The organism is Paenibacillus sp. J31TS4, assembly GCF_018403265.1.
In the GTDB taxonomy this organism is placed as follows: Bacteria; Bacillota; Bacilli; order Paenibacillales; family NBRC-103111; genus J31TS4.
The window spans coordinates 204,541-225,225 of record NZ_BOSI01000005.1 but is presented as its reverse complement, the minus strand read 5'-3'; the positions used below and the strand labels follow the sequence as shown (position 1 = coordinate 225,225).

At 62.7% G+C, this 20,685-nt stretch carries 23 protein-coding genes; 21 read left to right on the top strand and 2 right to left on the bottom strand.

From position 1 onward, the window contains the following. The first annotated feature begins 16 nt into the window (after positions 1–16). The 3 genes from KJS47_RS20290 (at position 17) to KJS47_RS20280 (ending at position 2,359) form a co-directional block, all read left to right on the top strand. The gene (locus tag KJS47_RS20290; protein ID WP_213527130.1) at positions 17–922 is read left to right on the top strand and encodes a glutamate ABC transporter substrate-binding protein; all 906 of its coding nucleotides are present in this window, start codon (positions 17–19) and stop codon (positions 920–922) included. A 96-nt stretch (positions 923–1,018) separates the two neighbouring features. Further along, positions 1,019–1,672, top strand: a complete 654-nt coding sequence (locus KJS47_RS20285) for an amino acid ABC transporter permease (protein WP_213527128.1) — start codon at positions 1,019–1,021, stop codon at positions 1,670–1,672. A gap of 15 nt (positions 1,673–1,687) precedes the next feature. Further along, positions 1,688–2,359, top strand: coding sequence for an amino acid ABC transporter permease (locus KJS47_RS20280; RefSeq protein ID WP_213527126.1), 672 nt, complete (start codon positions 1,688–1,690; stop codon positions 2,357–2,359). A 149-nt stretch (positions 2,360–2,508) separates the two neighbouring features. On the opposite strand, the gene KJS47_RS20275 is transcribed toward KJS47_RS20280, so the two are convergent. Further along, a complete protein-coding gene (locus KJS47_RS20275; protein ID WP_213527124.1) occupies positions 2,509–3,084 on the bottom strand; it encodes a DNA-3-methyladenine glycosylase in 576 nt (191 codons plus the stop codon). Between the two features lie 230 nt (positions 3,085–3,314). Between KJS47_RS20275 and KJS47_RS20270 the strand changes: the two genes are divergently transcribed. The 8 genes from KJS47_RS20270 (at position 3,315) to KJS47_RS20235 (ending at position 10,644) form a co-directional block, all read left to right on the top strand. After that, entirely contained in the window at positions 3,315–4,196 is an 882-nt protein-coding gene (locus tag KJS47_RS20270; protein ID WP_213527122.1) for a D-alanyl-D-alanine carboxypeptidase family protein, read from the top strand. Positions 4,197–4,375: 179 nt separating this feature from the next. Then, the gene (locus tag KJS47_RS20265) at positions 4,376–4,702 is read left to right on the top strand and encodes a winged helix-turn-helix transcriptional regulator (protein WP_213527120.1); all 327 of its coding nucleotides are present in this window, start codon (positions 4,376–4,378) and stop codon (positions 4,700–4,702) included. After that, on the top strand, positions 4,681–5,106 hold the full coding sequence (crcB, locus tag KJS47_RS20260) for a fluoride efflux transporter CrcB (protein ID WP_213527118.1): 426 nt from the start codon (positions 4,681–4,683) through the stop codon (positions 5,104–5,106). Before KJS47_RS20265 ends, crcB begins: the two co-directional genes overlap by 22 nt. Then, the gene (locus tag KJS47_RS20255; RefSeq protein ID WP_213527116.1) at positions 5,103–5,462 is read left to right on the top strand and encodes a fluoride efflux transporter FluC; all 360 of its coding nucleotides are present in this window, start codon (positions 5,103–5,105) and stop codon (positions 5,460–5,462) included. Before crcB ends, KJS47_RS20255 begins: the two co-directional genes overlap by 4 nt. 168 nt (positions 5,463–5,630) lie before the next feature. Continuing rightward, positions 5,631–6,218, top strand: a complete 588-nt coding sequence (locus tag KJS47_RS20250) for a histidine phosphatase family protein (protein WP_213527115.1) — start codon at positions 5,631–5,633, stop codon at positions 6,216–6,218. A 97-nt stretch (positions 6,219–6,315) separates the two neighbouring features. Continuing rightward, the gene (locus KJS47_RS20245) at positions 6,316–7,761 is read left to right on the top strand and encodes a molybdopterin-dependent oxidoreductase (RefSeq protein ID WP_213527113.1); all 1,446 of its coding nucleotides are present in this window, start codon (positions 6,316–6,318) and stop codon (positions 7,759–7,761) included. A 38-nt stretch (positions 7,762–7,799) separates the two neighbouring features. Beyond that, the gene (gene moaA, locus KJS47_RS20240) at positions 7,800–8,822 is read left to right on the top strand and encodes a GTP 3',8-cyclase MoaA (protein ID WP_213527111.1); all 1,023 of its coding nucleotides are present in this window, start codon (positions 7,800–7,802) and stop codon (positions 8,820–8,822) included. 556 nt (positions 8,823–9,378) lie between these two features. Beyond that, complete coding sequence (locus KJS47_RS20235) at positions 9,379–10,644, top strand: GNAT family N-acetyltransferase (protein WP_213527110.1); 1,266 nt, start codon at positions 9,379–9,381, stop codon at positions 10,642–10,644. An 85-nt stretch (positions 10,645–10,729) separates the two neighbouring features. On the opposite strand, the gene KJS47_RS20230 is transcribed toward KJS47_RS20235, so the two are convergent. Continuing rightward, entirely contained in the window at positions 10,730–10,957 is a 228-nt protein-coding gene (locus tag KJS47_RS20230; RefSeq protein WP_249716593.1) for a DUF3951 domain-containing protein, read from the bottom strand. Between the two features lie 169 nt (positions 10,958–11,126). Here KJS47_RS20230 and KJS47_RS20225 point away from each other — a divergent pair, with 169 nt between their 5' ends. From KJS47_RS20225 to KJS47_RS20180, 10 genes are all read left to right on the top strand, one after another. Continuing rightward, on the top strand, positions 11,127–11,588 hold the full coding sequence (locus KJS47_RS20225; RefSeq protein WP_213527108.1) for an OsmC family protein: 462 nt from the start codon (positions 11,127–11,129) through the stop codon (positions 11,586–11,588). 108 nt (positions 11,589–11,696) lie between these two features. After that, on the top strand, positions 11,697–12,827 hold the full coding sequence (locus KJS47_RS20220; protein WP_213527106.1) for a GIY-YIG nuclease family protein: 1,131 nt from the start codon (positions 11,697–11,699) through the stop codon (positions 12,825–12,827). 536 nt (positions 12,828–13,363) lie between these two features. After that, on the top strand, positions 13,364–15,418 hold the full coding sequence (locus KJS47_RS20215) for an endonuclease MutS2 (RefSeq protein ID WP_213527103.1): 2,055 nt from the start codon (positions 13,364–13,366) through the stop codon (positions 15,416–15,418). Positions 15,419–15,798: 380 nt separating this feature from the next. Then, positions 15,799–16,092: a LiaF transmembrane domain-containing protein gene (locus tag KJS47_RS20210; protein ID WP_213527101.1), complete on the top strand. Its 294-nt coding sequence runs from the start codon at positions 15,799–15,801 to the stop codon at positions 16,090–16,092. A gap of 82 nt (positions 16,093–16,174) precedes the next feature. Continuing rightward, positions 16,175–16,855, top strand: coding sequence for a PspA/IM30 family protein (locus tag KJS47_RS20205; protein ID WP_213527099.1), 681 nt, complete (start codon positions 16,175–16,177; stop codon positions 16,853–16,855). Continuing rightward, complete coding sequence (locus tag KJS47_RS20200; protein WP_213527097.1) at positions 16,852–17,280, top strand: PspC domain-containing protein; 429 nt, start codon at positions 16,852–16,854, stop codon at positions 17,278–17,280. Before KJS47_RS20205 ends, KJS47_RS20200 begins: the two co-directional genes overlap by 4 nt. 4 nt (positions 17,281–17,284) lie before the next feature. Continuing rightward, on the top strand, positions 17,285–18,010 hold the full coding sequence (locus tag KJS47_RS20195; RefSeq protein WP_213527095.1) for a PspA/IM30 family protein: 726 nt from the start codon (positions 17,285–17,287) through the stop codon (positions 18,008–18,010). Positions 18,011–18,174: 164 nt separating this feature from the next. After that, positions 18,175–18,843, top strand: a complete 669-nt coding sequence (gene liaF / locus KJS47_RS20190) for a cell wall-active antibiotics response protein LiaF (RefSeq protein WP_213527093.1) — start codon at positions 18,175–18,177, stop codon at positions 18,841–18,843. 91 nt (positions 18,844–18,934) lie between these two features. Beyond that, positions 18,935–19,960: a sensor histidine kinase gene (locus tag KJS47_RS20185; protein WP_249716590.1), complete on the top strand. Its 1,026-nt coding sequence runs from the start codon at positions 18,935–18,937 to the stop codon at positions 19,958–19,960. Further along, positions 19,944–20,591 (top strand): response regulator, encoded by a 648-nt coding sequence (locus KJS47_RS20180; protein WP_213527089.1) that lies wholly within the window; start codon positions 19,944–19,946, stop codon positions 20,589–20,591. Before KJS47_RS20185 ends, KJS47_RS20180 begins: the two co-directional genes overlap by 17 nt. The last annotated feature ends 94 nt before the right edge of the window (positions 20,592–20,685 follow it).

Below are 20,685 nucleotides of genomic sequence, written 5' to 3'. Positions count from 1 at the left end.
CAACAGGAGGGACGTCATGAACAAACGGGGGATTCGGTTACTGCTGGGGGTTGTGCTGACGCTGCTGCTGTTTGCGGTGACCGCTTGCGGGACGAAGAGCGGGGGTGACGGCGGGGGAGGCGCATCGGCTTCGCCGCTCGCGCCCAGCACAGCCGCAACTGTTAAGCCCAGCGACTCGCCTGCGCCGAGCGCTGCAGCGGAGGGAGGGCCGGCGCTGGAGGCGATCAAGAAGCGCGGCAAGCTGGTAGCCGGCGTCAAGTTCGATACGAAGCTGTTCGGGCTGAAGGACCCGGTGTCCGGCAAGGTTGAAGGCTTCGACGTCGATATCGCGAAGGCACTCGCGAAGCAGATCTTCGGCGACGAAAGCAAGCTCGAGCTGAAGGAGGTCACCTCCAAGACGCGGATGCCGATGCTGACCAACGGGGAGATCGACATCATCATCGCCACAATGACCATTACGGAGGAACGCAAGAAGGAGGTAGAGTTCTCCGACGTCTACTTCAAGGCAGGCCAGTCGCTGCTCGTGAAGAAGGGCAGCCCGATTCAATCGATCGCCGACGTCAAGAAGGGCACCAAGGTGCTGGGCGTGAAAGGATCCACCTCGGTCGTCAACATAAAGCAGAAAGCGCCGGAGAGCACCGTGCTGGAATTCGAAAACTACCAGGACGCCTTTACCGCTCTGAAGGCCGGTCAGGGGGATGCGCTGACGACGGACAACGCCATATTGTACGGCATGACGAAGCAGGACCCGAACTATGTGGTCGTCGGAGGAACGTTCACCGACGAGCCGTACGGCATCGCCATCAAAAAGGGAGAAACGGCCTTCGTCGGGTACGTGAACGGCTTCCTGAAGTCGCTTAACGCAAGCGGCGAATACGCCAAGCTGTACGAGAAATGGATCGGCGAGAAGCCGCCGCAGTAACGGGCTGCCCGGGCGGCCGGAAGCCGGCCGCCGGGGGGAATCCCGAGGCTGTATGGCTGCCCGACGCCGGGACAGCCGGGAAAGGAGCGGATTACCGTGCTGGACCTATCGATTGTGACCGGACACTGGGACTTGTTCCTGCAGGGCCTCATGCATACGGTGCTGGCCAGCGTGCTGGCGCTCGTCGGCAGCTTCCTGCTCGGAACGCTCGTGGCCGTGCTTCGTCTGGCGCCGATCCTAGCGTGCCGCTGGGTCGGGACGGCCTTTGTCGAATTTTTTCGCAACATTCCGCTGCTGCTCGTCGTGTATCTCTTCTATCTAGGGGTTACGTCGCTGGGCGTCCCGCTGGACGGCTTTCAGGCGGGGACGCTCGGACTGACTATCTATACGGCGGCTTATATCGCCGAGGCGGTCCGGGCGGGTATCCAGTCGATCCCCAGGGGGCAGACGGAGGCAGCGCGCGCGTCGGGCCTGACCTACGGCCAGGCGATGAGGCTCGTCGTGCTGCCGCAGGCGCTGACGGTCGTCATTCCGCCGCTGTGCAACCAATTCCTCAACCTGATCAAAAATTCGTCGGTTCTCGGCGTCGTAGCCGGGCTTGATCTGATGTACTTCGGCGACAAGGTCGAGTCGATCACGCTCGCGACCTTCGATACATACATTTTCGTCGGACTGCTCTATCTGCTGCTGACTCTGCCGCTCAGCTACGCGTCGCGCGCCCTCGAACGGCGCCTTGGCCAATCCCGATAGGAGGAGATGCGAAGCATGGACCTGCCGCTTGGTTTTCAGGATGCGTATGCGCCGGCCAATCTCCGGTTTTTGGCCGAGGGATTGCTTGTCACGCTGGGCGTCTCGGTGCTCGCCATCGCGTTCAGCTTCGTGCTAGGGTGTCTCGTCGGGATCGTCCGGTACGCGCGCGTGCCGGTGGCCGCCCGGCTGCTCGGGATCGGAGTCGAGCTGATCCGCAATCTCCCTCTGCTTCTTCTTATCTTCTTCACCCGGTTCGCCCTGCCCGAGATCGGCATTCGGATGAGCGTCTTCTGGTGCGCCGTGACAGCGCTCACCGTCTTCGAGGCGGCGATGATCTCCGAGATCGTCCGGGGCGGACTCCGTTCGGTCGACAAAGGGCAGATCGAGGCCGCGCGCGCATCCGGGCTGACCTATACCCAGTGCCTCCGCCACATCATCCTGCCGCAGGCGCTCAGGCGGATGGTGCCGCCGACGGTCAGCCAGTTCATCTCGCTCATCAAGGATACGTCGCTAGCGGTCATCATCAGCCTGCCGGAGCTCATGCATCACGCCAAAATATTGACCGGCGTCCGCTATGACTTCGTCATCCCGGTTCTGCTCGCGGTCGCGGTGATGTACTTCGCGGTCAACTATCTGTTGTCGCTGGTCGCCAAAAAACTGGAGACCAGGGAGCCGGAACGCGCATAGGCCCGAACGGGTCCGTGCGGGGGGAATCAGTGCAAGAGGGAACCTGTGCAAGAGCCTTCACCGTGCTTGCTTGTCTTCCTGTCCGCGAGGCGCGCCGATTATGCGGCGCGCCTCTCGGCGTTCGGGACTGCTGTCAGTCAGAGTCCCAGTCAGCGGGCCGCAGGCGGCTCGACGAACCGCCAGAGGAGATCGGTTCCCTTCGTGATGCCGATTCTGGATGTGCGGATCGAGGGCTTGGGCGGGCCCAGCTCCAGCTGGAGGAGCCCGTCCGGATCGGCAACCACCTCATACCGGTTCAGCGACAGGTCGACCGCCAGCGCCCGCGACAGCTTGCCGGGACCGTTCATCAGCTGCCGCTCCGAAATGCCGGGCCGGTTCGCCCGGATGAGCTCGATCCCTTCAAGCGCCCGGCCTGCACGGAGCAGCACCGCTCCCGGTTCGCCTGACGCACCGGTGACGACGTTCATGCAGGCATGGAGCCCGTACGACAGATAGACGTACAGCCGGCCAGGCTCTCCGAACATCGGCTCGTTCCGGAGCGTTCTCCCCCGGGCCGCGTGGCTCGCGGGATCGTCGGCTCCCCGATACGCTTCGGTCTCTGTCAGCTCGATCACGATTCTCCCCTCCGGCAGATGGCGGACAAGCCGGCAGCCGATCAGCCGCTCGGCGGCGGCTACCACATCCAGCGCGAGAACCGATTGGATCGTCTCCTGCTCCTTCTTCATGGCGTTCCCCCTCCTTCTGTTCTGCCGGCCGACGGCCGTTATTTCTTTCTTCCCCTGTTTCGGCACCGGGGAAACTCGCTGCCCATGACTGCCGCATGAGAGGTCTGTAGGGAAGAGTTCCCAGCCAATCTTAAGTTATTCTTAAGCTTTCTCAAATAAAATTTGTAAGAAACAGACCTTAAGATAGGGAGGAAAAAAAAGAACGGATTAGGAAGGAAGGCTGGAAAGAAATGAAAAAGCGGTACGTCGTTCTTCTGCTTCTTTTAGGACTTATCATCTGGCAGGCGCCCCTCCTCAAGCAGGGAGGCCCCGCCGCCTTATTCCATAAAGCGGAGTCGTTGTTCGATCCGGGGGCGGAGACGAGAGCGGCGATCGTGATCGACGCCCAGACAGGCAAGGAGCTGTACGCCAAAAATGCGGATCTGCCGTATCCGGCGGCCAGTATGTCCAAGATGATGACGGAATACCTGCTGCTTGAGGCAGTGGCCAACAAGCAGGTACGGATGACCGACTCCGTCACCGTGTCGCGCAACGCCGCCGAAGCGGGAGGAGCGACGGTCGAGCTGAAGGCGGGCCGCGCCTACCCGCTGCAAGACCTCTATGCCGCGATGGTCGTAGGTTCGGCGAACAACGCGGCGGTCGCCATAGGGGAGCATCTGGCCGGAAGCACCCAGGAATTTGCCAAACGGATGAACAAGAAGGCGGAGGAGCTGGGCCTTCAAAACGCCCTGTTCGTCAATGCGACAGGGCTTGCCTACTCGTATGGGGAGAATCACATGTCGGCCCGCGATGCGAGCAAGCTGGCGCAAAGGCTGTTGAAGGATTTTCCCGAAATTCTCTCGCTGACATCCCAGTCCTCCGTCGTCCTGAAGTCGACGGGAGAGAAGGTCGAGAACACGAACGCCATGCTGGGTACGGACAAGCCATCCATGCAAGTGGGCGGAATGGACGGGCTGAAAACGGGCTTTACCGACCAGGCGGGCTATTGCTTCACCGGTACGGCGAAGCAGGGGGACCGGCGGGTCATCTCCGTCGTTATGGGGACGCCGACAGAAGAACAGCGGTTTACCGCTACGAAGAAGCTGATGGACCGGGGGTTCAAAAAGAGTTGACGGAGATGGTCCGGCGCATCCTAGGGGAAAGGACGCCGGACAAGGAAAGATAAGGATCGTCTGAGAGCGATTCCATTTTCTTCTCCTCTACCTGGCTTACTATTCAAAAGTTGCATACACAACGTAACTTACTTTTGACTAGCCTCTATGATAAAATAGAAGCCAAGGAGATGAAGACAATGGAAGAACAAGAACACGGCCTGTGTCCGAAGTTCGAAGCGGCCTTCGAACTGCTCGGCAAACGGTGGACCGGCCTCATCATACGCGTGCTGCTTAACGGCCCCAAGCGGTTCAAGGATATTTCCGATCAAATTCCAGGCATGAGCGACCGGATGCTGTCCGAACGGTTCAAGGAGCTGGAGTCAGCGGGCATTATCGACCGTCGGGTCTACGCCGAGACGCCGGTGCGGATCGAGTATGAACTGACGGACAAAGGCAAGGCGCTCCGCCGTGTCATGGACGAAGTCCAAACGTGGGCTGAAGCATGGGAAGGCAAGAAAGGTTGATTGGGCTCGTCGGCTTGGCCGGCGCGTTGGGGGCGCTGCTCCGCTACGCGCTGGGAGCCGGCGTTTTGCTTATCTGGGGAAGCCCGTATCCGCTCGCCACGTTCGCTGCGAATCTCGGCGGCTCGTTCGTGCTCGGCTGGCTAACGGGCAGGGCAGCCAGCCGGCCAGCCTGGCCGGCATGGGTGATGCCCGTTCTCGGGACGGGACTCATCGGGGCGTTCACGACCTTCTCCACGTTCAGCGTCGAGACGCTGGCGCTCTGGCGGGAAGGCCATGCGGGAACCGCGGTGCTCTACTCGCTGCTCAGCATCTGGGGAGGTCTCGCTCTAGCTTGGCTAGGGATGCGCCTGGGAGAGAGGACGGGTAACGGAGCACCAGACGAGCGGGAGGAGGGGACGTCATGACGGGGTGGCTGCTTGTGGCGGCCGGCGGCTTCGCCGGGGCCCTCGCCCGGTATGGGGTTTCCTTGTTCAGCGCCCGCCGCTGGGGAAGCCGGTTCCCGATCGGGACGCTGACCGTGAATGCTTCCGGGGCGTTCCTGCTCGGCTGGCTGTCCGGGTCAGGTCATACGATCGGAGGGCCGGGGCTGCTGCTCGGCACCGGCTTCCTCGGAGCGTATACCACATTTTCGACGCTGAATACCGATGCGGTTAAGCTGGCGGCGGCCGGGAGGCGGGCCGCCTGGCCGCTGTATCTCGGCATCATGTACTCCGCCGGTCTGCTGCTCGCTTACGCCGGATACGCATGGGGAAGCCGCTGATTCAAGCGTATCTCGAGGCGGGAAGCGTCGGCAGAACCAAAGAGACGGCTGGGCCAAAGGAACGGCAGGGGCGTGGAGCTACTGCCAGGGAATCCGGCCAGCATGAGAGAGAAAGAGGACGGGTAACCGAAGACCTGTGCATGAAGAGAGAGAAGGGGGAAACGGACAATGACGGTTATTGGCTTGGTTAGACATGGGGTGACGCAGTGGAATCAGGAAGGCAGGGCGCAGGGGCAGCATGACATTCCGCTGAACGCGGAAGGGCTGCGTCAGGCGGAACGGCTCGCCCGGCGGTTGAAGGACGAGGAGTGGGATCTGATCTATTCCAGCGACCTGCAGCGGGCGAGCCGGACGGCGGAGATCGTCGGAGAGGCGCTCGGCAAGCCGGTGCTGCTGGACCGCCGGCTCCGGGAGAAGACACACGGCCGTCTCGACGGCACGACGCTTCAGGAGAGAATTGAACTCTGGGGCTCGAACTGGCAGCAGCTTGACCACGGGGAGGAGTCGCGGGAGGCGGTAGCGGACCGGGGGACCAGCTTCTTCACCGATATGCTGGAGAAGCACGAGGGCCGGCGGATTCTCGTCGTCACGCACGGCGCCTGGATCCGGGCTACGCTGGCCGCCCTCGTCGCCGAGCTCGAGACGGAGCTGCGAGGCAACGATATCAGCAACACCTCGGTCTGCATGCTGGGCCATCGGGATGAGCGGTGGAGCAGCCTGCTGTTCAACTGCACCCGGCATTTGGAAACAGTCTAGCCGCAGATTACAGCGACACTCGGCGGAGCGGGTCTACTGCCTGAGCGAACCGTAACAAGGATCCGGCCGCAGCAAACAACCGGAAGGAGGAGACGCCATGCGCCGTCTCGCCCGTTGGAAGGAAACGCCTTATGGCCGCAAGCTGCGGAGCCTCCATGCCTGGAACGGCTGGCTCGTGCTCCTGCTGGCACTAACCGGCGTGCTGCTGTCCGTGACTCTGCTGAGAGGTGTGCTGGGGGAGGGGCGGGTCTGGCTGAAGCAGGCCCATATCGCCTTGGGCCTCCTCTCGCTCGTCGTGCTGGCGCTCTACGCCCCGCTTGCCGGCAGGCACGGCGCCCAGCTCAAGCAGCGCCGCGCCCAGCGGGCCAACCGCGCCGTGGTCCTCGCGCTGCTCCTCGGATGGGGAGCGAGCGGGCTGGCGCTCTGGCAGTTCCGCAGTCTGCCCCCGGCGGTCAGCAACGCCGCGCTGTGGGTGCACGATCTGCTGAGCTGGATCGGCATCCCGTACGCGCTTTATCATTCCGTCGTCCGTAGCCGATGGGCCAAAGACGACCGGCGCCGGGCGGTTGGCGCGCCGGGCAGGGCAGCGGCGGAGGCGGGCCGGGCGGAGCCGCCCGCAATCGGTGGCGAGGAAGCGGCGGTCGGCGCTGCCGCCGGCCGGCGGCCTGCCTGGGGCGGCGAGGCTCCGGCCAACGCAGCCCGGGGCACGCCGAGCGCGGGTGGAGGCGGGCTGTTCGCCGATTCCGCCCGCGAAGCGGACCGCCGCCGCGAGAGCCCGGCGCCGATTCCGCCGGCCTACTCGCGCCGGACGGTGCTCCGCTGGGGGCTCGCCGGTGTCCTGGCTGTGCTGCTCGGTCCGCGCTTCGTGCGCTGGCTCGGCAGCGGAGCGCCGTCCGGGACGGCCGGCTCCAACGCAGCGGATCTGGCGGAAGGCGATCCGAACCGCATGGTGCCGGTACCCGAGCCGCTGCCCGGCTCTCTCCCTCCAGCGGAGGAAGGCGCCCGAGGGCAGTTCCGCGTCTATACCGTGACCAAGATGCCCGAGTATACGACGGAGAACTGGTCGCTGGAGGTAACCGGCCTCGTCGAGCGCCCGCTGAAGCTGGGATGGGAAAAGATTCTGGGCATTCCCCGCGAGGCGCAGAAGAGCGACTTTCACTGCGTCACGGGCTGGTCGGTATACGGCGGCACCTGGGAGGGGATCAGGCTGTCTGCTCTGCTGGAGAAGGCCGGCGTCCGGAAGGAAGCGGCCTACGTCAAGTTTTTCTCGGGCGACGGCGTCTACACCGACTCGCTCACGCTGGAGCAGGCACGGATGGACGATGTGCTTGTCGCCATGCTGCTGGACGGACGGTTGCTGCCGCAGCAGCTCGGCGGCCCGGCCCGGCTGCTCGTGCCCCGCATGTATGCCTACAAGTCCGTCAAGTGGCTGAACAAGATCGAGCTGATTGCGGAGGACCATACTGGCTACTGGGAAGCGCGGGGATACGACAAGGATGCTTGGGTGAAGGGTGGCAAACCGGGGGAACCGTCCGGTGCCTAAACCGGCCAATGGGTTAAACTAGACAGGGGGAATGCGGGATGGACACACAACAGGCGTCCGCTAGACAGTTGGTCGACCAATTCGGCCGGGTTCACGACTACCTGCGCATTTCCGTCACCGACAAATGCAACCTGCGCTGCGTCTACTGCATGCCGGCCGAGGGCATGCAGTTCGAGCCGGAGGAGCGCCATCTGACCGACGAGCAGATCGTGGAGGTGGTCACGGTGCTTGCCGGGCTCGGGGTGCGGAAGCTCCGGCTGACGGGAGGGGAGCCGCTGGTCCGCCGCGGCCTCGACCGGCTGATTGCTCGGCTGTCCGCCATCGCGGGCATTGAAGACATCGCGCTCACGACGAACGGCATGTTCTTCGCTCCCCAGGCGGAGCGGCTGCGGGAGGCCGGGCTGACGCGCCTCAACATCAGCCTCGATTCGCTTCGGCCCGACCGGTTCTCGGAGATTACGCGGGGAGGGGATCTCGCCAAGGTACTCGCGAGTCTGGAGGCGGCCGAGCGGACCGGCTATGATCCGATCAAGCTGAACGTGGTGCTGATGAAAGGGCGCAACGACGAGGAGATCGACGACTTTTTGCGGATGACTGTGCACCGCCGCCTTCATATCCGGTTCATCGAATATATGCCGATCGGCCACAGTGACGCCGGCTGGAAGGCCGGCTATGTGCCGCTCGAAACCGTGCTCGATCGCTGCCGGGCGATGGGAATGGCGCCGGAGCCGGCCGGCGACGTCTACGGCAACGGGCCGTCGCGCAATTATCGGCTGTCTGGAGCGGCCGGCTCGTTCGGACTCATCCATCCGGTCAGCGACCATTTCTGCGCGACGTGCAACCGGCTGCGGCTGACGGCGGACGGGAACGTCAAGCCATGCCTCTATTGGTCGGACGAATGGAACGTGAAGCCATGGCTGGGCGACCGGAGCGGCCTCGAGGAGCTGTTCTTCCGGGCGATCGGCCAAAAGCCGGAAACCCACGAGATGGCGAAGGTGCTGACCGGAGAGGATGCCTCCCGCCTGCCGACCGTCCGGCGAATGTCTCAGATCGGAGGATAGCCGGGCGGCTTCCGGAACGGGCGAGGTGCACCGCTGCGATTCGAACAAAACAAGAGGACGACGACGAATCCATCCCGTTTGTTACAACAGGACGGTAACGAATGTTGGGTCCAGGGCGGCGGGGGGCGGTGCGCCGGGAGGGGAACCCGGACTCCCGGACCGGAACTCCCGTCACCCGGCGGCAAAAAGCGATAGGCAGGAGGGCTTAATTGCGAGACTTCGCAAGCAGGGGAAAGTCCGAGCGGACGCCGAGATATGCGAGAAAACCGAGGCGCGGCGCGGATTTGTCCGCTCCTTTCCCCCGCCTGTGACGTTAGCCCTGTTTTTTGTAACACAACTGTAATCCCGCTATCATTGTTCTTTAACGTTGCCCGCCTATACTAATAAGCGACCCCCCTTTTTATGATATAGTTTCCTTTTCGCTCGGCGGCCCCGTTGGCCTGCCGGGCCTTTTTCTTTTTTCGGGCCTCTTGTCGCGCTTCCGGAAAGGCATGGTACAATCGGAGGCAGTAGACAGCAAGCCAGGAAGTTGGAAAAGACAAGGAGGAGAAAGGATATGCAGAACGAAATCCGGCAGCTGACCGCGGCCGATCTGGAGGCGAGCCTCCGGCTGTCCGAGTTTGCCTTTCAATACGAGCTGGGCGAGCAGGAGCGGGTGGAGAGGCTGAAAACGATGAAACCGGAGACCCAGTGGGGATTCTTCGTGGACGAGGAGCTGGCGGCCAAGCTGGCGCTGCTGCCGATGCATACCTGGATCGGGGGCCGGAAGCTGGAGTTCGGAGGCATCGCTTCGGTGGCGACGTGGCCCGAGTACCGGAGGCAGGGCATGGTCGCCCGCCTGCTCGCGAATGCGCTGCGCGTGATGAAGGAGCGAGGCTGGACACTGTCGACGCTGGCTCCTTTCTCGTTCCCGTTCTACCGCAAATATGGCTACGAGACCTACGTGGAGCGCAAGGCCTACGAGCTGCGGAAGGATCAGCTGCCGCAGGGGGCGGCACCGGAAGGCTCCTTCTGCCGGACGGACGATCTGGCGCTGCTCGGCTCCCTCTACGAGGCGTACGCCGTCCGGTATAACGGTATGCTGGCGCGCGACGAGGACTGGTGGCGGACCAAGGTGCTGACCAAGAAGGGACGCTTCGTCGTTTACCGGTCCGCGGCCGGGGAGCCGCTCGGGTATATCCACTACCGAGTAGCGGAGCGGATGCTGACAATTCATGAGATGGTGTGGCTCAAGGAAGAGGCTCGCCGGGCGCTGTGGGCGTTCGTGCGCAACCACGACTCGATGGCGGAGACGGTGAAACTGCTCGCCCCGGCCGATGATGCGCTCGCCTTCCTGCTGCCCGAGCCGCGGATCAAGCAGGAGATAATGCCGTATTTTATGGCGCGGATCGTCGATGTCGAGGCGTTTGCCGCGCTCTATCCGTTCGCCGCGACGGGAGAGACGACGCAGCTGCGGCTGCGGGTGCGCGATCCCCATGCTCCGTGGAACGATGGCGCGTTCGTGCTGACGATCGACGGAGAGGGCCGGGGCAGAGCCGAGCGGGAAGCGGAGAGCGGCCTGTCCACGGACGAAACGACGGAAGCGGAACGCCCGAGAACAAAAGACGCGACGGAAGGGACGGAGGCAAGCGGCGGAGGCCAAGCGGACGGCGGACTGCCCGAGGTAGTGTGCGGCATCGGCATGCTTACGGCCGCGCTGCTCGGCTACCGGCGGCCCGCCGAGCTTCGCGCGCTGGGCTTACTGGAGGGCAGCGAGGAGGGGGCGCAGCTCCTGGAATATGCCGTACCGGCGCGGACGCCGTTTTTGCTGGACTTCTTCTGACGTAAGAAGGACGGGAGGAGGGGAGGCACGGCGAGGGCTGACGGCGGGAAGAAGGGACGGATGAAGCGGAGCTGCCTTGTGGTGGCTAACGCTTGAGATGCTTGTCCTCGTCGTCGCCCTGGTCCCCGTCCTCCTTCCGCTCTTCCTTTTGCTCCTGAAAGACGAGCGGCGTCTGTCCGGTCAACTGATCAACCGGCGTATACCGGCTGTCGGGAAGCTCCTTGCGGGCGATCAGCTTGCCGACTATGACGGCCAGCAGGAGGACGACGGGTGCGAGCAGACCGAGGGACAAATTGAGACCCAGATAGTCCAAAGGGACACCTCCTTGCACGAAATGCCGCTGCAGCGGCTGTCCCTTATACGCGCCGGCGGTCAGAATGGTTGCAGCGTGCTGCGGCGGATGCCGCCGTGCGGCGACCATCGGCGAGCCTGAGATACGCCCCGTACAGTTAGTGTAGATAACGAAGGAGAGGAAGAAGGAGATGGAGAAGCATACGTTTCTGCTGACCGGGACTTGGACGGGAGGACTTGGAGGAGGCGGCCGTGTCCGGGCCGATGGACTCGACGCTGCTGTCTCGGCTCCGAAGGCATTCGGAGGCACCGGGGAAGGGAGCAATCCGGAGGAGCTCCTTCTTGGGGCAGCCGCGACCTGCTATATGATCACGTTCGGCATGTACGCCGAACGGCTGGAGCTGCCGATCGCCGAGATGACGCTGGCCTGCGAAGGGCAGGTCAGCCGGCGGGGAAGCGTCCGGTTCGAAGCGATCGTCCATCGCCCGGCGATCCGCCTCGCTCCCGGAGCGACGGCCGAGGATGAGGAGCGCGTCCTCCGCGCGGCGCTCCAGGCCGAGCAGGCGTGCATGATCACCAAGGCGCTGCAGGGTAATGTGGCGGTTCGAACCGAACCGGTCATCGTGAGAGAGGACCGGGAAGACTCCTGCTAGCTTTTTCAAGCGGGGCTTGCTAGAATGGAAGAAACGAACAAGCATTCGTTGTTTCTATCTACCAGTCGATAGCCCCAACCAATGGTCAGTCTGCAAGGAGAATCGACTATGCAACAACCTTTTCTATTCGAGCCGTCCCGGTATCCTTCGCTGCCGGGCTGTTATCTAATGAAAGACGCCGACGGCGTCATCCTGTATGTGGGCAAGGCCGTGAACCTGCGCAACCGGCTTCGCTCTTATTTTCGTTCCAAACGGCTGCACAAACGGACGGCCGAGCTGGTGAGCTGCGTGGCCTCGATCGAGGTCATTCTCGTCAACAATGAAGCGGAGAGCCTACTGCTCGAGAACAACCTCATCAAGCGGCACAAGCCGCGCTTCAACCGCGCACTCAAAAGGGACAACAGCGGCTACACCTACCTGATGGTGACGGACGAGCCGTATCCTCGATTCGATGTCTATTACCGCAACCGGTCGGACCGGGCCGCGCCGGGAGAGTCCCGTCCTCCGGACATGGACCGGATGTTCGGGCCCTATGGCAATGCGCGGATTCGCGATATGCTGCTCGAATTCGTCGCGGCGCATTACCGGCTGCGCACCTGCACCCATCTTCCCAAGAGGGTCTGCCTGCTCTACCACCTAGGCAAATGCAGCGGCCCGTGCGAGGGGCTGGTCTCCCCGGCCGAGTACGCGGAGACGGTCCGGCAGGCGGCCGACCTGCTTGCCAATGCCGAAAGCGAGCTGGAAGGCGCCTTGGAGAGCCGAATGCTGGCGTACGCCGAACGGCTGGAGTTCGAGAAGGCGCAAGAGGTGATGCGGCTCATCCGCTCGCTGCAGCGGATGCGGGCGCCGCAAATCGTGGACGTGGAAGGCGAAGGCACGCAGGCGGTCGTCTGGTTCGGAGCCTCCCATGCGATGACGATGGATATCCGGGAAGGCATGGTGAGGGGCATGGCTTGGCATTCCCTGCCCTCCGCCGAAGCCGGTGACAGCTGGGAGGACGTTTGTGAGCGGTTCCTCGTCGAGCAGTTCGGAGAGGAGAGGCCGCAGGAGATCATCGCGAACATCCCGCTCTACCGCCCGTCTCTTCGCCGGGGACTGAAACGCCGCAACCGGACGCCGGTGACGCTTGTATGTCCGAAGAGGGGGCTGAAGCATAAGCTCCTCCTGCTGTGCCGCCAGAATTACGAGCACCGGATGGCCGATGCCGAGGCCGCTGCGGGACGAGCGGTGGACGGATAGCGCATGCCGGGAGAGGAGGCGGCTCGTTTCTCTCTCTCGGCGGCCGCTTAGAGATGGCTAGCTTTAGCAGGACAGGAGCCGCCCGGGATTCCCTTTTCTTGACAGGACCTCCCGATTGCAATAGGATGGAAGGAACCAAACAAAGGGGTTGTGTGGATGGCCAGGGTAGTTCTTATCTAAGTGAAATGAATATGGGTTAAATCGGAGTATGCAGGAGGGACATCTGCCGGATGGCGGATGGAGTCCCTTGTCTTTGCTGCATCGTTTTCCGACTGCCCCTTTCACAGATAAGAACATCTGGTTATCGTACGCCTTCCCTATCGCGACGAAACCGTGCTCTTTGAGCACGGTTTTTTGTTTAGGCGCGGCTTTGCCGCGCGCGGTAAGGGGCTCCCGGCGGAAGAAGAACACAGTTGTGTTCTTCTTCCGCTTTTTTTGTGTTTGGAATCAGAAAGCACGGCCTGCCGGCAGCGGGGGGGAGATTCGGGTCTCCGACCTCCTGCTCTTGGCCGGACCATCCCCAAGGAGGTTTCCCTATGTCTATCTCGTACTCCCCGTCGCTGGAATTCCACAAAGTGAAGGAGCAGCTGACCGCCTACGCCATGTCCCCGCTTGGACGGGCGCACATCGACCGGCTTGCCCCGCAGAGCGATCCAGCCGTCATTCGTCTCTTGCTGGATGAAGTCTGCGAGGCGTTCGCCGTCATCGAACACGGAGCGAGCATTCCGCTGCCCGCTCTTGACGGCATTGAAGCCGTCATGGCGAATCAGGACAAAGGCTATCTGCTCACGGCCGCCGACTTGACGCTGCTCGCCAAGCTGCTGGACGATACCCGCCGGTTGAAGCGGTTCATGCTCGGCCGGGAATCGGTCGCGCCCCGGATCGCCTCTTACGCCCGGTCGCTGCATGAAGTGAAGGAGCTCGAAGAAGAGCTCGCCCGCTGCATCCGCCACGGCCGCGTGGATGACCACGCGAGCGCCGAGCTTGGCCGGATCCGCAAGAAGCAGGGCGTGGTCGCCGACCGGCTCCGCAAGAAGCTGGAAGGTGCCCTCTCGCGCTACCGTCCGTACTTGCAGGAGCAGGTACTGAGCATGCGGGCGGGCCGGCATGTCATTCCGGTCAAGAAGGAATACCGCAAGCTCGTTCCCGGCTCCGTGCTGGACGAATCGGCCAGCGGCCAGACCGTCTTCCTCGAGCCGGCCGAGGCGGCGGCGCTTCATACGGAGGAGAAGCTCCTCCAGATCGAAGAGGCCCGCGAGGAGGACCGGATTCTGGGTGAGCTGACGGCGCTAGTGGACCGGTACCGCCACGAGCTGTCCATCAATCTCGAGGCAATTGGGCATTACGACTTTTTGTTCGCTAAAGCACGGTATGCGCTAGCCATCGGCGGCCGGAACGTTGAGCTCAACACAGAGGGGAGCATCGACATCCGAAGCGGCAGGCACCCTCTGCTCGACCGGACGATGGTTCCTCTCGACATCGCGATCGGAGACCGGTACCGCGCCCTGCTCATCACCGGACCCAACACGGGCGGGAAGACCGTCTGCTTGAAGACGGTCGGTCTGCTCACCATCATGGTTCAGGCCGGTCTATTGCCGCCGGTCGGGGAAGGAAGCCGCTTCGCCGTCTATACGGGCATCCTGGCCGATATCGGGGACGGGCAAAGTCTTGAGCAGTCGCTGAGCACGTTTTCCTCTCACATCAAAAGCATGATCGGCATATTGGCGGAAGCGGGGCCGGCCACGCTCGTGCTGCTCGATGAACTGGCGGCCGGCACCGATCCGGGGGAGGGCATCGGCCTGTCGATCGCTCTCTTGGAGGCGCTCTACGGCAAAGGGGCCACTTTGCTCGCCACGACTCACTTCGGCGAGATCAAGCGGTTCGCGGAGGAGACCCCCGGCTTTATCAATGCCCGGATGGAATTCGATACGGAGACGCTGCAGCCGCGGTACCGGCTGACCGTCGGGCAGGCGGGCAGCAGCTACGCGTTCCACATTGCGGCGAAGCTCGGGATGCCGCCGGCCGTCATTGAGCGGTCCCGGGCGCTTGCCGCCGCGATGGCCCGCCGGGAGCCGGAACCGGGGCCTGAGCCGTCCGGCTCGGGCGGAGGCGAGCCGCTCGCGGCGCCGGAACGAAACCCGCAGCCGGGGATTGGGGAAGGGGAGACGGCCCGCCGTCCGCGCAGCCGAGAGAACGGTTCCTCCGGAAAGCCCGAGGGCCGGAGCGGAACCGCCGGCGGCAGCGGGGCGGACTTGCTGGATGCGAACCGGCCGGAGACGGAGCTTCCGGGTTCCCCCGGACGCCGAACGGCGCTGCAGATCGGCGACTGCGTCTGGATTTCCTCGCTCAAGCGGACCGGAATCGTCAAGACTCTTCCTGATGAACGGGGGAACGTGCTTGTAGTCGTGCAGAAGCAGGCGGTGAAGGTGAACAGGAAGCGTCTGTCTCTTCATATAGGAAGAGAAGAGCTGTACCCGGACGATTACGATATGGATATCGTGTTCGAGGACAAGGAGACGCGCAAGAAGCGGAAGCTCATGAGCCGCAAGTATGCGGGGGATGTCACCATCGTGCGCCGGCCGGACGAATAGCCGGGCGGACTATTTACCGGTGGGAAACCACGCCAAGGTAGCGAGTACCTGGCCGTCCAGACGGAAGCGGTCGTGCGCCTTGGGCGAATAGGCGGGACGGGGTGCGCGGAGGGGAGGGCCACATGGTGCCGGCTCTGTGGCCGGTCCGCCGATCCCCGCCCGGGTCCCTACTCCGTGTATATCCCTTCGAAAGGGGCTGCCACCCGCAAGAACGTCAGCGGGCGGGCAGTCCCTTCTTGCCGCTTTCTGCCGAAGGCTAGTACCGGCCCCGACCAAGGTCCAGGACGCAATACCGCCGAGGGTCCGTTTTGGCGAAGCGTGTAATTTCCTAAAATAAAGTCAGAAAGAGCAAAGAGAACGAAGAGAAGAGGTGAACGGCAATGAACGGAAAAAACGGGCTGGCGATTGTGCTGATCGGCTGCGGCGCCTTGATCCTGTTTAACAAGCTTGGCTGGCATGGGCACGGGCTGATGAGCTACCTGTTTCCGATCTTGATGGTAGTTCTCGGATATATCGGACTCAGCAGCGGTCGCAAGGTAATCGGGGGAATCGTGATGGCACTCGGCATCCTCTTCCTGCTCGGCAAGCTGTCGGGGCTCATCACATTCATCCTGGCGATCGCTATGATCGGCTGGGGCGTATCGGTCATCCGGTCGAATCGCGCCCACCGCTGAGGCGGGGACGCCAAGCGATAGGAACCGACACAGATAACTCTCTACTTAGAATTCTACCAAGCACGAAGGAGGAACAAGCAGAATGAGCATTCTCAAGCGAATGCGCGATATTACGGTCGCGACCATCCATGACCGGCTCGAGCAAAGCGAAGACCCGGTCCGGTTGATCGATCAGTATCTCTCGGCGCAGCGGGAAGAGATCAAGCAATCCGAGCAGCTGTACGCCCAGTGCCTGCAGCACTCCGAATCGATGAAACGCCAGTTTCTCCAGGCGGATGAACTGAGACGCAAACGGGAGGAGCAAGCGCTCCTGGCGCTCAAGGCCGGAGAGGACGATGTCGCCCGGCTGGCGCTTCAGGAGAAGATCATGCACGAGGAGAAGGCAGACGCCTACCGCGAGCTGTACGAGCAAAGCCGGCTGCCGCTCAGCGAGCTGGCCGAGCAGCTAAACCGGCTCAAGGCGGATTACCAGGAGGTCGCCTCCAAACGAAGCTATTACCAGGCGAGGATGGAGTCTGTCCGACTTCAGCAGAAGCTGAACGAGCGGATGACCGGCACGCCGGGCCGCCCGGTCGGTCGGATGTTCGACCGGCTGGAGGAACGCGTGTCGGACATGGAGGGGCTGAACCGCTCGCTCCGCGAAGTCCGCACCATGACGAAGGAAGTGCTGTACCAGGCCGGGACCACCGTGCAGAAAGCGCTGGACCAGGAGCTGGAACAGCTCAAGAAAAAGCTTGAACAGGAAGGTTGGGCGAAGCGATGACAAAACTGTACCGGTCGAGAAGGGACAGCAAGCTGTTCGGCATATGCGGCGGCCTGTCCGAGATGATAAACGTCGACTCCACCCTGCTGCGGCTGATCGTTGTCGTCACTACGATTTTTTCGGGAGGCGCGCTGATCCCGATCTACATTATCGCGGCGATGGTCATTCCGAAAGAGCCGCTCGAGCCGGGCTTCCCGCAGGGGCCGTTCGGCCATCCCGGCTACGCTCCGTTCCAGCAGCCCTACGCCGCTCCGTACGGCGGAGGATACGCCGACCCGGGCTACCGTCCGGCGCCGGCACCGGCTCCCCAGGCGGACAGCGGCACGCATCTGGATGAAGTAATGAAGGATATCGAGAAGAAAGCTCTGCAGCGCGAAATTGAAGAGTTACGGGCCAAAGTCGCCCAATACGAGAAGGGAGAATAAAATCATGGGAGTATTCAGCAGAATTAAAGATATGACGAAGGCGTCGGTTCACGAGGTGCTCGACAAGGTAGAAGATCCGATCATTATGCTCAATCAATATCTCCGCGATATGGAAGAGGAGATTGCACAGGCGGAAGTAACGGTCGCCAAGCAGATCGCCAACGAGCGTAAGCTGCAGCAATCGCTGCAGGAAGTGCAGCGCTACAGCGCCGAGCGTGAGCGGCAGGCGGGGCAGGCTCTGAAAGACGGCCAGGAGGAGGCGGCCCGCCACTACCTGGAAGAGAAGCTCTACTACGACCAAAAAGCCGCCGATTACAGCGGCATGCACGCCCAGTCCAAGGCGCAAGCCGACGAGCTGATGAAGCAGCTGCACGACATGAAGAACGAATTCTACAAAATGCGCAACAAGCGCAACGAGCTGGTCTCCCGCGCCCAGCTGGCCAAAGCGAAGAAGCAGATGAGCTCGGTCGTCTACAACGGGGTGATCGGCGGAGGCAACGCGTCCCGCGGCTTCAACCGGATGGAAGAGAAGATTATGCAGCTCGAGGTAGAGGCGGAAGTCAGCCGCCGGCCGTATGTCCCGGGAACTGCCGGAAGCGCAGCTTCTTACAGCCCGGAAGACGCAGGCAAGAGACAGCTGGTCGACGAGCAGATGCGCCAGCTGAAGGAGAAGCTCGGTGTCGCCGCTCCAGCGCAGGCCGCCGCAGCAGAGGAAAGCAAGGAAGCCTAAACGCTAGGCGCCGCTTCCCGGAAGAAACAAGCAAAAAGAGATTGACGCGAAAGCGCGATATGGTATGCTAGGGGAGGAAAAAAAGCCATAGGGCAAGCAAGTGCCTGTATGGCTTTTCTCCCGTTTTACCAGGCAAAGACAGAAGCAGGCAGAGGAGGTGCAGCATGGACGAACCGGGCAACCGCAAACAGCGCAATACGTATTATCTCTTAATTGGAGCGGGCCTGTTTTTGCTGCTCAACCAGCTGCTCGGCGTCGGTACCATGATTGCTCTCTTCCTGGTGGGACTCGGCATCTACAAGCTGTCTTCGAGCGGCAGCAAGATCGGCTACGTGCTGCTCGGTGTTGGACTGATCATCCTGTCCGCCCAGAACTTCGCGGTGCTGGCCGGCATCGGGCTCATCGGCGTCGGCATCTATTACGGCCGCTCTCTTCGAACGCGGAGGCGGGTTGCGGACGACCCGGTCTACCGGAAGACGACCTTCGTCGAAAGCCTGCGGTTCGATAAAGGGCCCTGGGTGCTGCGGAGCACCAATATCTCCTGCCTGGTCGGCGAGCTGCACATGGACCTGACGATGGCCATGTTCGAGAAGCCGGAGGTCACGGTCGTCGTCTCGGGGCTTGTCGGCGATATCGACCTCATCCTCCCGGAGGATGTCGGGGTCGAGATTGAATGCTCCATTCTGTTCGGGGCGATCGACGCTCCGTTTCAAAAGGCTTCGGGCGTGCTGAGCAAGCGGGTGTGGCGTTCGCCGAACTTCGGCACGAGCCATGCGCGCGTTCGCTTCGTTCTCTCCTACCTCGTCGCAGACGTCGACGTCCGCATTCTATGACAACCAACAACCAGGCTGCTACAGCTGGAACCGGGAGGCGAGAGTTCTGAAAAAACGGTTGACCAATATGATTTGGCGCGGGATGGCCGAGATGTCCGTTTTCAGCCTCGTCCTGCTCGGCGTGCTGCTTTACTTGCTCTATTCCTACGGACATGTTCCGTTATTCGATACGTGGCAGGAGGGAATCAGGCTCAGCCTGATCCTGATTGCCGCGTCCGTCTGTGCGGGGACCTTCTTCAGCATCTGGCAGACCCGCCGGACGACGCGGCGGCTGGAGGAGCTGCGGGAGGCGATGCTGCTGTACGAGAAGGGCAACCTGTCCCGCCGCGTGCCTCCGCTGGGCGACGACGAGATCGGGCGCCTCGGCGATCAGCTGAACCGCGTCAGCGCCAGGTGGCAGGAGCAGGTCGTTTCGCTGCAGCGGCTGTCGACCGACAACGCCCAGCTCGCCGAGAAGGCCAAGTACTCAGCGGTCGTCGAGGAACGGCAGCGGCTTGCCCGCGATCTGCACGATGCGGTCAGCCAGCAGCTGTTCGCCATCTCGATGACGGCGACGGCCGTCGGCCGGACGCTGGACAAGGATTTCGAGAAGGCGAAGCGGCAGATCCATCTGATCGAGGAGATGTCGTCGGTAGCCCAGTCGGAGATGAGGGCGCTGCTGCTGCATCTGCGCCCGGTTCACCTGGAGGGCAAGCGGCTCGCCCAGGGCCTGCTCGAGCTGCTGCTTGAGCTGCAGGCCAAGGTGCCGATCGCCATCAGCTGGGACATGGACGAGGAGATTCAGCTGTCCAAAGGCATCGAGGACCATCTGTTCCGCATCGTCCAGGAGGCGCTGTCGAATGCGCTCCGCCATTCCAAGGCGACCGAGCTCGACATCAAGCTGCTGCACCCGCCGGACGGCATCCGCCTCTCCATCCGGGACAACGGCGTCGGCTTCGATCTCGACGACAAAAAGCTGGCCTCGTACGGGCTTGTCTCCATGAAGGAGCGGGTCAGTGAAATCGGAGGCACGCTGTCGGTCATTACCGCCCCCGGGCGGGGAACGCGCATCGAGATCCGCGTTCCGCTAGCTTCTTCGGAGAAAGGAGAATCAATCGCTTATGGAGGAACCGATTAAAGTGCTGCTCGTGGACGACCACGAGATGGTCCGGATCGGCCTGGCCGCCGTGCTCGGCACGGAGGAGGGAATTGAAGTCGTCGGAGAGGCCGGAGGCGGAGCGGAGGGCATCCAGCTCGCCCAGGAATACCGCCCGGACATCGTCCTGATGGACTTGGTCATGGAGCCGATGGATGGGATCGAGACGACCCGGCGCCTCCTTCAGCAGCACCCGGACTGCAAGGTCATCGTGCTGACCAGCTTCATTGACGACGAGAAGATCTACCCCGTCCTGGAGGCGGGGGCGTTCAGCTACCTGCTCAAAACGTCCCGCGCTTCGGAAATCGCTGCGGCGATCCGGCAGGCGGCCAAGGGGCAGCCGACCCTCGAATCGCAGGTCGCCTCGAAGATCATGAACCGCTTCCGGCAGCCGAAGGAGGAGCGCGCGCCCCATCACGATCTGACCGAGCGGGAGCGCGAGGTGCTAAAGCTCATCGCGAACGGCCGGTCCAACCAGGAGGTCGCCGACGAGCTGTTCATCGGCATCAAGACGGTCAAGTTCCACGTGACGAACATCCTGGCCAAGCTGGGCGTTGACGACCGGACGCAGGCCGCGATCTATGCCTATAAGCACGGACTGATGGAGGAATAAAGAGCGCCCTGACAGGACGATTCGTCCGGACGGCCGCCCGCACAGCACAAAAAACAACCTGACCCCGCCCGGCGGCGGATCCCTTAGGGGACCG